The sequence below is a fragment of the Vibrio sp. 1167 genome (assembly GCF_033340375.1).
GTDB lineage: Bacteria > Pseudomonadota > Gammaproteobacteria > Enterobacterales > Vibrionaceae > Vibrio > Vibrio alginolyticus.
Window position 1 is genome coordinate 315586 of record NZ_JAWOWK010000001.1, and the last position, 12198, is coordinate 327783.

At 46.4% G+C, this 12198-nt stretch carries 10 protein-coding genes; 8 read left to right on the forward strand and 2 right to left on the reverse strand.

The window, feature by feature from the left end; genetic code table 11:
- Window positions 1–19 precede the first annotated feature (19 nt).
- The 7 genes from R7Z78_RS01390 to R7Z78_RS01420 all read left to right on the forward strand — a co-directional run bounded on the left by R7Z78_RS01390 (window position 20) and on the right by R7Z78_RS01420 (window position 10142).
- Window positions 20–442 carry a hypothetical protein gene (locus tag R7Z78_RS01390; RefSeq protein WP_039840344.1) on the forward strand — a complete coding sequence of 141 codons (423 nt, stop codon included), beginning with the start codon at window positions 20–22 and terminating at the stop codon, window positions 440–442.
- 135 nt (window positions 443–577) lie between these two features.
- A complete protein-coding gene (locus tag R7Z78_RS01395; RefSeq protein ID WP_104976487.1) occupies window positions 578–1969 on the forward strand; it encodes a TolC family protein in 1392 nt (463 codons plus the stop codon).
- Between the two features lie 164 nt (window positions 1970–2133).
- Window positions 2134–3852: an efflux RND transporter periplasmic adaptor subunit gene (locus R7Z78_RS01400; RefSeq protein ID WP_104976486.1), complete on the forward strand. Its 1719-nt coding sequence runs from the start codon at window positions 2134–2136 to the stop codon at window positions 3850–3852.
- 2 nt (window positions 3853–3854) lie between these two features.
- On the forward strand, window positions 3855–7034 hold the full coding sequence (locus tag R7Z78_RS01405; protein ID WP_104976485.1) for an efflux RND transporter permease subunit: 3180 nt from the start codon (window positions 3855–3857) through the stop codon (window positions 7032–7034).
- 76 nt (window positions 7035–7110) lie between these two features.
- Window positions 7111–7632, forward strand: a complete 522-nt coding sequence (gene copI, locus R7Z78_RS01410) for a copper-resistant cuproprotein CopI (RefSeq protein ID WP_104976484.1) — start codon at window positions 7111–7113, stop codon at window positions 7630–7632.
- Window positions 7633–7958: 326 nt separating this feature from the next.
- Window positions 7959–8810 (forward strand): carbenicillin-hydrolyzing class A beta-lactamase CARB-42, encoded by an 852-nt coding sequence (locus R7Z78_RS01415; protein WP_005375420.1) that lies wholly within the window; start codon window positions 7959–7961, stop codon window positions 8808–8810.
- Window positions 8811–9092: 282 nt separating this feature from the next.
- Complete coding sequence (locus tag R7Z78_RS01420) at window positions 9093–10142, forward strand: sensor domain-containing diguanylate cyclase (protein WP_025998663.1); 1050 nt, start codon at window positions 9093–9095, stop codon at window positions 10140–10142.
- 112 nt (window positions 10143–10254) lie between these two features.
- On the opposite strand, the gene R7Z78_RS01425 is transcribed toward R7Z78_RS01420, so the two are convergent.
- On the reverse strand, window positions 10255–10407 hold the full coding sequence (locus R7Z78_RS01425) for a hypothetical protein (protein ID WP_005375418.1): 153 nt from the start codon (window positions 10405–10407) through the stop codon (window positions 10255–10257).
- A 246-nt stretch (window positions 10408–10653) separates the two neighbouring features.
- On the opposite strand from R7Z78_RS01425, the gene speG reads away from it, so the two are divergent.
- The gene (speG, locus tag R7Z78_RS01430) at window positions 10654–11193 is read left to right on the forward strand and encodes a spermidine N1-acetyltransferase (protein WP_005375417.1); all 540 of its coding nucleotides are present in this window, start codon (window positions 10654–10656) and stop codon (window positions 11191–11193) included.
- 47 nt (window positions 11194–11240) lie between these two features.
- Here speG and R7Z78_RS01435 read toward each other — a convergent pair whose 3' ends face one another.
- Window positions 11241–12038, reverse strand: coding sequence for a hypothetical protein (locus tag R7Z78_RS01435; RefSeq protein ID WP_005385112.1), 798 nt, complete (start codon window positions 12036–12038; stop codon window positions 11241–11243).
- Window positions 12039–12198 lie beyond the last annotated feature (160 nt).

The window sequence follows — 12198 nt, forward strand, 5'->3', positions numbered from 1 at the left end:
CAAACACATGGGAAAGGGTATGCACTTAAAATCGCTGCATACAATCTGGTTAACTCTCTTCACGACGCTAGTACTATTGGTATCTAGTGTGGCGAACAGTGAACCGTTGATGAATATTCAAATGATGTCTACTGGCATGGCTCACCATCCTTCTATGATGAGTGACAGCGAACACTGCGGTATGCCTGGCATGATGGACGTATCCATGACTGACGCTTCTATGTCCGAAGATGGCGATGCAAGAGAAACCAGCATGAACTGTGGTGGAGGCTCCGGCATGGTTCATACCTGCTGCACTGCCGCGTGTACGATAGTTTTCGTCCCCCTCCCGAATCCTGTCAATAGCCCGATGCCCGTCGTCTATCGCGCAACTATTACTCCTGAAGTTGCTTCCCCTGTCGTACACGTCAGCCGCGACCTGTACCGACCTCCTATAGCCTAAATCCGTTCTAGCATTCGACCCTGCGTATATCTCGCAGGTTGTTTTAATGCGCCTGAACGATGAGGTAACAAGGCTTTACTGTTCCCGCAATAAAACCCGCACCTCCATCGATCCGGCGAACACTGGATTTAGATTATGGATATCAAACCATACCGCTTAGCTGCAACTATTTTTATGGTGGCTCTGGTCGCTGCGCCAACCTTGGTTAACGCCGCTGGTAAAGAGACGCACGCAGCACAAAATTCCGCATCAAGTGAGCGAGCTTCAACGACCAAGCTTGCCCAACTGATCAACGTCGCTTTGAGTAACGATGGCAATCGTAAGCAATACTCTGCGCAATCTGCTGCCATGCGTGAAACGGGCGTCGCGAGCGCGACCTTGATGGACCCAAAACTGAAAGTGGGTTTTGGTGGCTTGCCTGTCGACAGCTTCAAATTCGATGAAGACCCAATGACCAACATCTCCGTTGGTTTAATGCAACAGTTTGAGCGTGGATCTACCCTTGATTTGCAACAGAAGAAAGCCAACCAACAAGCCGACGGCCTTGGGCTTCAAGTCCATGCTCGTGAGCTTGAGGTAGCCAACAGCATGACTCAACTTTGGTTAGAACTTGGTTACCAGCAACGCGCGGAGCAAATCATGCTTGAGAACCGCAAGTTGATGAAGGAAATGGAAAGCTTTATTCAAACCAACTATTCGATTGGTAAGAGTGAAGCGCAAGACCTACTCAACGCTCAATTACAAGTCAGCAAGTTGGATGAGAAACTGCAAGCCAATGCACAAATGCAACGTCGTCTTATCTCTCAACTCTCCGAATGGTTGGGTTCAGATTGGTTGGCGAATGAACAGGCTCTGCACGCGAGCAACCAACTTAATTGGGACACACTGAACGGCAAACTTGCTGCTAGTCAGGGTTCCACCAAGCATTATCAACAACTCAGCCAACACCCGATGGTCAAGATGGCCGACGTCAGCATCTCTGCCAATAAAACTCAGGTGGAAATTGCTGAGCAAGCCTACAACCCACAATTTGGCGTCGAAGTAATGTACGCCTACCGCCAAGCCGACAATATGATGGGTGAGCCAGCATCAGACTTGGTCAGCGCTTACCTCACCATGGACATTCCGTTGTTTACGGGTGACCGCCAAGATCGCAATCTCGCGGCCGCTCAATACCAAGTTGGCGCGGCACAATCGCAAAAAGACACCTTACTAACGCAGATGAATGCCAAGGTGAACACTTTGCTGGTTGATCGCGGCAACTTAACCCAGCGTTTAGAACGTTATCAATCCACCTTATTGCCTCAAGCGAAAGCGCGCATTCAAGCCGTTGAGCGGGGTTATCAAAACAACACAGCGCAGTTTAACGATGTGATTTCTGCCACGACTGACGAATTGGCTCTGCAATTAGAGCAACAACGTCTACTGACCGATCTCAACATCGCAAACAGCAATTTAGCCACCCTACTCGGTGGTTTCGACTACCAAGTGGCTTCACCGGAAGCTCGCTCTATTTCGACATATTAATTTGTGATTCCCCAAGACAGTTGGGGCTGCAGCTAGGCGGCAAACGAGAGAATCCCATGAGCACTTTCCCTAACAAACTAAGGGATCTGCTATGTGATTTGGGTGAACGAGAGCAGGCAACAACGCTGTAGCGTCAAATGTGAAGGGGAAAATAAGGTAAAACAATGAAAACATTTAAGATTGCAACCATCGCGCTGATTGTTGGTGGAGCTTTAGGGTTTGGTGCTAATCATTTTCTTACGGGCTCGGCTCACGACATGAGTGCAATGGGTGGCGAATCTGCCGCGAGCTCTAATGATCCACTTTACTGGGTTGCCCCAATGGATCCGAATTACAAACGCGACAAACCGGGTAAATCCCCAATGGGCATGGATTTGATTCCGGTTTACGCAGAAGACCTATCCGGTGAACAAGACGCACCGGGTACAGTGACTATTGACCCTTCAGTAGAAAACAACCTCGGGGTTAAAACCGCAAACGCGACACTGCAACAGCTATCACCACGCATCGAAACGGTTGGCTATATTGCCTTTGATGAAAGTCTGTTATGGCAAACGAACGTTCGTGTGGCGGGTTGGGTAGAAAAACTCTACATCAATGCCGTGGGTGAGAAAGTGAAGAAAGGCGATGTGCTTTTCACACTCTACTCTCCAGAACTGGTTAAAGCGCAAGAAGAATTGCTGAATGCGTACCGCACTGGCCGAAAAGGTCTGGTAAAAGGCGCGACCGAACGCTTGGTAACACTTGGTGTTGACCGCGCTCAAATCAAATCCATTACTCGTAGTGGTAAAGCATCGCAAACCATTGAAGTCAAAGCACCTGCTGATGGTGTTATCGCAAGTTTAAACGTGCGTGAAGGTGGCTATTTATCCCCTGCGCAAGCGGTGATCAGTGCAGGTCCCTTGGACAATGTTTGGGTTGATGCAGAAGTCTTTGAGCGTCAAGCACACTGGATGAAAGCGGGCTCTCAAGCCACAATGACCCTTGACGCGATTCCGGGCAATGAATGGCAAGGTGTCGTAGATTACGTGTACCCAATCCTCGATCCGAAAACACGTACGTTGCGTGTGCGCCTTAAATTCCCTAACCCAGATGGCGCATTGAAGCCAAACATGTTCGCCAATATTGCCTTGCAGCCTGTTACTGACGACGCAGTATTAACGATTCCTAAATCATCAGTTATCCGCTCTGGCGGTATGACTCGCGTTGTTCTGGCTGAAGGCGACGGCAAATACCGTTCTGCTCGAATTGAAGTTGGCCGTGAAGCTGGCGAACAAATCGAAGTATTACAAGGACTTAAACAAGGCGATAAGATCGTCACTTCATCTCACTTCATGCTCGACTCTGAATCAAGCCAGTCGGCGGATCTGTCTCGCATCAATGGTGTAGAAGCAGCGGCGGAAACAGCATGGGCCAAAGGTGAGATCACAGACGTAATGAAAGATCACCGCATGCTGACCATCAACCACCAACCTGTACCAGCATGGGATTGGCCGGGCATGGTAATGAACTTCACTTTCGCAGATGGCGTTGAAATGGGTGACTTGAAAAAAGGTCAGGCTATCGAATTTGAAATGCAAAAGACGGAGTCCGGTCAGTACCAAATCATCGACTATAGGGCAGACAACAGCGTCATTGCAGCAGAAGTTTGGTTGACTGGTGACATTAGCATGCTGATGGCTGATTTTGGCATGATCACCTTAAACCACCTACCGGTTGCAGAATGGAACTGGGATGCGGGCGAGATGAACTTCTCTGTGGGTGAAGACGTTGATCTATCTGGTTTTGAAGAAGGACAGAAAGTTCGGTTTCTAGTTGAAAAACAAGGATCTGACTACGTTCTTAAACAGCTAGTTCCTGCAACAACAGCCGTCGAGGGTTAATTATGATCAATGCTATTATTCGTTGGTCACTGAGCAACCGATTCCTAGTGTTGGTCGCGACCTTAGCCCTTGTATTAGGCGGACTTTACAGTGTAAAGAATACACCTGTTGATGCGATTCCGGATCTTTCTGATGTGCAAGTGATCATCAAAACAAGCTATCCGGGTCAAGCTCCTCAAGTCGTCGAGGATCAAGTTACTTACCCACTCACCACCGCCATGCTTGCCGTGCCGGGTGCTGAGACGGTTCGTGGCTACTCTTTCTTTGGTGACTCTTACGTTTATATCATTTTCAACGATGATACCGACATGTACTGGGCTCGTTCACGCGTGTTGGAGTACTTAAGCCAAGTAGCACCAAAGCTGCCACCGAACGCAAAACCAACCCTAGGTCCTGATGCAACGGGCGTGGGCTGGGTTTACAGCTACGTATTACAAGACAAAACTGGCAAGCATGATTTGGCGGATCTTCGCAGCCTGCAAGACTGGTTCTTGAAGTACGAATTGCAAACCGTTGATGGCGTTTCTGAAGTTGCGACCGTGGGCGGTATGGTGAAGCAGTATCAAGTGCAGATTGACCCTGCCAAGCTTCGTGCTTACAACCTCACCCTGCAACAAGTGAACATGGCAATCCAAAACGGTAACCAAGAAACCGGCGCGTCCGTTATCGAAGTGGCCGAAGCCGAGCACATGGTTCGTACCACGGGTTACCTAACCAGCATTGAAGACATCAAATCACTGCCTCTCAAAGTCACTGAGAAAGGCACGCCGTTGCTATTAGGAGACATCGCAGACATTAACCTTGGTCCACAAATGCGCCGTGGTATCTCAGAGCTGAATGGCGAAGGTGAAGCGGTCGGTGGCGTTATCGTGATGCGCTTTGGTGAAAACGCCAGTGAAGTGATTGCGAAAGTCAAAGACAAACTCGCAGACCTACAACGCAGCCTGCCAGAAGGCGTGGAAATTGTTGCAACCTACGACCGCTCTACCCTTATCGATTCAGCGGTAGAAAACCTATGGAAGAAGCTTGCAGAAGAGTTCATCGTCGTTGCGATTGTGTGTGCGTTGTTCCTGTTCCACATTCGTTCTTCGTTGGTTATCGCTCTGAGCCTACCGGTCGGCATTCTCACTGCGTTTATCGTGATGCATTGGCAAGGCATCAACGCCAACATCATGTCCCTTGGTGGTATCGCGATTGCCATCGGTGCCATGGTAGATGGTGCAATCGTGATGATTGAAAACGTTCACAAGCACATTGAACGAACGCCACTGACCGATAAAAACCGCTGGCAAGTAATTGGCAAAGCCGCAGAAGAGGTTGGCGCACCTCTGTTCTTCTCGTTGCTGATCATTACTCTTAGCTTCGTACCAGTGTTCGCCTTAGAAGGCCAAGAAGGCAAGATGTTCTCGCCGCTTGCGTTCACTAAGACTTACGCCATGGCAGCGGCAGCAGGTTTGGCAATCACACTTGTCCCTGTTCTTATGGGCTACTTCATTCGAGGTAAGGTGTTACCGGAGCACAAAAACCCGGTTAACCGTGGCTTGGTCGCGTTGTACCGTCCGCTGTTGAACACCAGCTTAAAATACCCTAAGACCATGATTGTTATCGCATTAGGTCTAATGGCATCGGCTTACTACCCAACCAGTAAACTGGGTAGCGAGTTCATCCCGCCGCTGGATGAAGGCGACTTGATGTACATGCCAACGACCTATCCGGGTATCTCGATTGGTAAGGCGCGTGAGCTTCTACAACAAACCAACAAGCTGATCAAAACCGTTCCAGAGGTGAAAACCGTATGGGGCAAGATTGGCCGAGCTGAGACCGCAACCGATCCAGCACCACTCACCATGATTGAAACCGTGATTCAGTTGAAGCCACGCGACCAATGGCGTGAAGGGGTAACAACCGAGTCACTGCGCAAAGAGTTCGACAAGCTGGTTCAGTTCCCTGGTCTTACTAACGCTTGGGTAATGCCGATCAAAACGCGTATCGACATGTTGGCAACGGGCATCAAAACCCCTATCGGCATTAAGATCGCCGGACCTGATCTGAAAGTGATTGAGAAGATCGGTTCTCAGCTGGAGCCAATTCTTAATGGCGTACAAGGCACGGCATCGGTTTACGCAGAACGTGTAGCAGGTGGTCGTTATGTCACGATCGACATTAAACGTCGTGCAGCAGCGCGTTACGGCTTGAGCATCAAAGACGTTCAGCAAGTGATCTCCACTGCGGTGGGCGGTATGAATGTGGGTGAAACCATTGAAGGCTTGGAGCGTTACCCAATCAACGTTCGTTACCCACAAGACTACCGTGATTCAGTGGTTAAACTGCAAAACCTACCGTTAGTGACACCAAATGGCGCTCGTATTGCGCTGGCTGATGTAGCGGACATTCGTTATGAAGATGGCCCTCCGATGATCAAGACAGAAAACGCACGCCCGAACGGCTGGGTATTTGTCGACATCGATGGTCGTGACCTTGGCTCTTACGTCGTAGAAGCGCAACAGGTTGTTGCTGATCAATTGGAACTTCCTGCGGGTTACTCACTGGCTTGGTCTGGTCAATACGAATACATGGAGCGTGCGAAAGACCGCTTGAGCGTCGTGGTACCAATCACCATCGCCATCATTATGCTGCTGCTTTACTTCAGCTTCCGTCGCGTTGGCGAAGTGATGATCATCATGCTTACGCTACCACTCGCTATGGTTGGTGGTTTGTGGCTCATGCATATCCTCAACTACAACTTCTCGATTGCCGTTGGGGTCGGCTTTATTGCCCTAGCAGGCGTCGCGGTTGAGATTGGGGTTATCATGCTCGTCTACCTCAACCAAGCATGGCACTACAAGAAGCTGGATGCGGAAGAGAGCCAACAGAAGCTTGAGGCGAAAGACCTAACCGATGCCATTCGTGAGGGTGCAGGCTTGCGTGTTCGCCCAGTAATGATGACGGTACTGACAGTAATTATTGGTCTGATTCCGATCATGTACGGCGAAGGTACAGGATCAGAAGTAATGCAACGTATCGCCGCGCCAATGATTGGCGGTATGGCATCGGCACTGCTACTGACGCTGTTGGTACTTCCAGCCATCTTCAAGCTGTGGAAACAAAGTGAGTTGCGCCAAAGCAATGCGTCTAATAACCAAGCTAGCACACAAGCTAGTGATGTAAACAACAAGGCTTAATCCCTACCTTCCCCTCAATCAATTCGTTTGGGGGGAAGCAACCAAGTTATTAATGAATTAAAACAAGGATATAAAAATGAAAAAGACACTAATCACTCTTGCTCTAGCCCTAACAACAACGACTGCGTTTGCCCAAATGGATCATTCAAACATGGACCACGGCAGCATGAAGATGGACCACAGTAAAATGGACCATTCAAACATGATGGATATGCCGGGCATGTCGGCAGTAGGTATGCCAGCAAAAGGGGCAAAGCCAGACAAGGTGGTACACGTTATCTTGGGTGATGACATGACCATCAAGTTCAAGAAAGACGTTAAAATTGAGCCAAACGATGTGGTGCAATTTGTGGTGATGAACACAGGTAAGATCAACCACGAGTTCACTATCGGTTCTGCCAAAGAGCAGCTAGAGCATCGTGAAATGATGAAGACAATGACTGGTGGGCACATGCACGACTCAGGCAACGCAGTTACGGTAGAACCAGGTAAAGCGAAGCAATTACTGTGGCACTTCCACGGTGACAACAAGGTTGAGTTCGCGTGCAACATTCCGGGCCATGCAGAATCGGGCATGGTTAAAAAGATTGAACTGTAAGTAATTATCCAACTAGACAAAGGAGCTGATGATTCAGCTCCTTTTATTTCTCTGGATCAAACTATTCGTTAGCTCATGATAAGAAATTCTGAGCCAGTGTCTCACGCTAAGATATTTTTATGACCGAATTACCGACGTAATATATAAGCCAAACTACAGGCCTTGATAGCAACACTCTTCTCCCCATATTGAGACCGTTTAAGCGTATTGCAAAGAATCCTACATAAAATAGACATAGATTTAACAGTGTTTAGAGTATTGGCTCGTTATAGTTTACGTGACATCGCTACCGTGCGAACTAAAACTAAAATTGAAGAACACGATCCATGAAAAAGTTATTTTTGTTGGCTGGGCTAATGGTTTGCTCAACCCTAAGTTACGCGTCCCAACTGAATGAGGACATTTCTCTCCTCGAGCAACAAACCTCAAGCAGAATTGGGGTGTCAGTTTGGGATACTCAAGCAGACGAGCGTTGGGATTACCGTGGCGATGAACGCTTCCCACTCATGAGCACATTCAAAACCCTAGCTTGTGCCAAAATGCTAAGTGATATGGACAGCGGTAAGCTAAGTAAAAATGCGACCGCAAAAGTCGATGAGCGCAGTATCGTTGTATGGTCTCCAGTGATGGATAAGCTCGCAGGCCAAAACACACGCATAGAGCACGCGTGTGAAGCCGCTATGTTAATGAGTGATAATACCGCAGCCAACTTAGTATTAAATGAAATTGGCGGCCCTAAGGCCGTAACAATGTTTCTGCGAACAATTGGAGATAAAGCAACGCGCCTAGACAGAATAGAACCTCGCTTGAACGAAGCCACACCAGGCGACAGCCGCGACACAACCACACCTAACGCCATACTAAACACTCTTCGAACTTTGGTCGAAGGCGAAACGTTGTCTTATGAGTCTCGTGTACAATTAAAAATCTGGATGCAGGACAACAAAGTTTCAGACTCGTTAATGCGTTCTGTATTACCAACAGGTTGGTCTATTGCAGACCGTTCTGGTGCGGGAGGTCATGGTTCGCGTGGCATTAACGCGATTATATGGAAGGAAAATCATCGACCTGTTTACATTAGTATTTATGTCACAGAAACCGAGCTCTCACTTCAAGCTAGGGACCAACTCGTTGCGCAGATAAGTCAGTTGATTTTACAAAAGTACAAAGACAATTAAGTCACCACTCACCTGACCCTATTTGTATCCTTTTCTAGCCCTTCTCTTCCAGAAGGGCTCATCCTGTACTTCCATCTTAAAAACACCACTTATTGAGTAATGACTTACTTATAAATAGGTATAAGATTTACTTATTTAGGGTGAGTTAACGCCCACATTAAGCAACCAAATTCACACAAATGGCGATAATTAAACCATACTCTTACCAAGAAGCACATTTTCTACAAAATAGCTTCACGTAATTTATTGTTGTTATTTGCAACATTGCCAAGGAGATGTCTATTGAGACTTGAAAGAACTTTTAACCCTGATGACTTATCGATGCAAAACATGGAAAGTCCGATATGTATGCCGATAGGGTTTGTTCACTTTTTAGCTCAATCGGAAACACTACAGCAAGTACTTGATACGGTGGCAGAATGGATAAATCGTATATTTAATTCTGACCGTGCGAGTATCACACTTTATGAAAACAATGATCATTTAAAGGTCTACTCTTTCTCTGGTAGTAAAGCGATTCCCGCTGAATTTTTAGTGCCCATTCATCAAGCGTTTGTTGGCCGAGTGTTCAAAAAGCAACAACTGATGATCTGCGACGATGTTACGCAATCTGATGAGATCGATTGTGTGATGCTCGCATCCAATGGTATGGGTACGTGTATGGACGCGCCTTTAATGCACGGTAAAGTCTGCCTAGGAACGCTTAATGTTGCGCATCATCAAACGCACATTTACACAAACGAACAAGCGGCACAGCTTCAGTGCATCGCTAATTGGATTGCTTTAAACATTGCCCTTCATATACAGATTATGAAAATGGAACACCTCGCCACGACGGATGATCTAACAGGTATTCCAAACCGCAGAGAGTTCATGCGACAAATCGAAAGCCGCCTAAATGAATACCGAACCCTGGGCATTGACTTCCATGTTGCTATTTTAGATCTCGACAATTTTAAAAGCCTCAATGACCGATTTGGTCATGACGCAGGCGATAAATCACTGATCCATGCAGTCAATACTATTAAAAGTCATCTACTTGATTGTGACTTACTTGCCAGAGTTGGCGGTGAAGAGTTTGCCATCGTATTAAGAAGTCGCTCATCACAGCAAGCTCTAGACACATTAGAAACAATTCGTAATGCACTAGAAACGACGACCGTTCAACATTCAGGTTGTGATATGAGCTTCACCGCGAGTATTGGGGTAACTCAAGTCTGTCGTCTCGACGACTCATTTGAACCATTAGTTAAACGCGCCGACTTAGCACTTTACAAGGCAAAAGAAACTGGAAGAAATCGCGTTGAGTTTCATATTGGTGAAGAAAGGTAGAAAAAATAAAAAAAGGTAGCGACTCATTGCGCTACCTTTTATCGATTCTAACCCGCTTAAAATAACTAGTACGAACTTTAAGCCAGTTAAAAATAAGAGTGAGCAAATTTAATTATGCTTTCTTAAGATCTTTAGCTGGGTAAGTTAGTGTTTTTTCGCCTGCTTTTACATGTGTGTAAAAACCGCCACTGCTTAAACCTGTAACAACCATTTCGCCAAGATCGATACCTTTAGTCGCTACTACTACGTCACCGATTGAAAACATATTGAATACCTTGTTTGTTTAGATTAAGACACTAAGTCGTTGCGCGGTATTTAATACGATATTAGGCAAAGCACCTAATCGAGTTTTTTATCGTAAAGATTAATTTATATTTGTCGTGAACTCTAAGTTTCCACATTGAAAATCACAGGATATTTTCCAAAAAAAGATGCGCTATTCTTGTGAAATACGGTAATATTTTCTAGCATCAAGTGCGGAGGTATTCTCCGCCCTCATTGGAGAAAAATGATGAAGAAAGGCCTAAAAATGCGTGCATTAGAGCGTTCTGATTTGCGCTTTATTCATGAACTGAATAACAACCGAAATATCATGGCCTACTGGTTCGAAGAACCTTACGAGTCTTATGACGAGCTCGAAGAACTTTATCGAAAACATATACATGATGACGCTGAAAGGCGTTTTGTCGTCGAAGATGAAGACGGCATCGTAATTGGCTTAGTTGAGCTGATCGAGATTAACTACATTCACCGCAGCGCGGAATTTCAGATAATCATCGCCCCAGAGCATCAAGGCAGAGGTTATGCGACAGAGATGATTAATCGTGCGTTAGATTACTCATTCTCAATTCTTAATCTACGTAAAATCTACTTATTAGTCGCAGTGGATAACGAAGTCGCTATTCACTTATACAAAAAATGCGGCTTTATCGAAGAAGGTCACCTTGTAGAAGAATACTTTATTAACGGCGCTTACAGCGATGTTAAGCGCATGTATATATTAAAACACCAGTACCAGAAAAAGATCGAAGAAAACAACTCAATTCACTAGTTCATTCTATCAAAGTAAAAACGCAGCTATTTGGGCTGCGTTTTTATTTATTCAAATTGATATTGATATGATAATACGATGCGCTTGTCTGCTTCATCCAAATAAGTGTTGTTGTCCATGACAAACGTCATTACGTTAAAAGAGTGGCGTTTGCTCACGAGGTAACCAAGACCAATACCACCAAAGAAGCCTTTGTAGTTCTCTCCTTCACTGTTTTCTGAGCCGTAAGTGCCTGCTGCGAAGCTGATTAACGTCAGCTCTTTGGTAAACGATTTCAGCGCAAATGCACCAACGTAACCGCTACTGCCTGAAGAGCTCATCATATTGAAGCCATTCTCTGCACTTGGCGTACCCGTAAAGTTAGGCTCGCTACAGAGACTACTTTCTGCACCGTCACAAACAGGAACATCACCAGTGTTGTACGTATAGCCTGCCATTGGGAAAATTTGGAAGCCTGCTGGCTCAATCCCGAAATAACTTAGCGGCATAAAGGTACCAACGCTGTAGTTGGTTTGATCCGCGCCGTTTACGTATTCATTTTTACCGAAGTTGAAGTTCACGATACCGACCGGAAACAACCACGAGCCACCAATACGCCACTCGCTCGCATCATCATTGATACGCAGGTTGATTTTGCGCGCTTGGTCAAGCGCAAGTGAGCCCGAGAATGAGATGTTTTGATCATCAAAATCGTAGTTGTTTGCGTATGAGGCGCCAAATTTCGTGATGACTTTTGTTGGGTCATCCGCCAACTTGTTTTTATTGTCTTTTACTCGATGCTCGGCACCATGAGCCAGCGTACTGACCAACAAAGTCGTACACACTAACGCTAGTTTATTTTTCATTTTTTAGTCCTTTGAGATGTTGAATACCCGCACTTAGCTGCGCAGATACTTTTTGAATCATCACTCACTGGATGTGACAGAAGCGCCCTAACTACCTTAGATGGCATGACAGCATCCAGTGCAGGTAGTTAGGGTAGAATGGCCTGTAAGGAAGGCGTTT

Coding starts and splice junctions, on each gene's coding strand:
- R7Z78_RS01390 (WP_039840344.1), top strand. CDS start 20: ATGCACTTAAAATCGCTGCATACAATCTGGTTAACTCTCTTCACGACG.
- R7Z78_RS01395 (WP_104976487.1), top strand. CDS start 578: ATGGATATCAAACCATACCGCTTAGCTGCAACTATTTTTATGGTGGCT.
- R7Z78_RS01400 (WP_104976486.1), top strand. CDS start 2,134: ATGAAAACATTTAAGATTGCAACCATCGCGCTGATTGTTGGTGGAGCT.
- R7Z78_RS01405 (WP_104976485.1), top strand. CDS start 3,855: ATGATCAATGCTATTATTCGTTGGTCACTGAGCAACCGATTCCTAGTG.
- copI (WP_104976484.1), top strand. CDS start 7,111: ATGAAAAAGACACTAATCACTCTTGCTCTAGCCCTAACAACAACGACT.
- R7Z78_RS01415 (WP_005375420.1), top strand. CDS start 7,959: ATGAAAAAGTTATTTTTGTTGGCTGGGCTAATGGTTTGCTCAACCCTA.
- R7Z78_RS01425 (WP_005375418.1), bottom strand. CDS start 10,407: ATGTTTTCAATCGGTGACGTAGTAGTAGCGACTAAAGGTATCGATCTT.
- speG (WP_005375417.1), top strand. CDS start 10,654: ATGAAGAAAGGCCTAAAAATGCGTGCATTAGAGCGTTCTGATTTGCGC.
- R7Z78_RS01435 (WP_005385112.1), bottom strand. CDS start 12,038: ATGAAAAATAAACTAGCGTTAGTGTGTACGACTTTGTTGGTCAGTACG.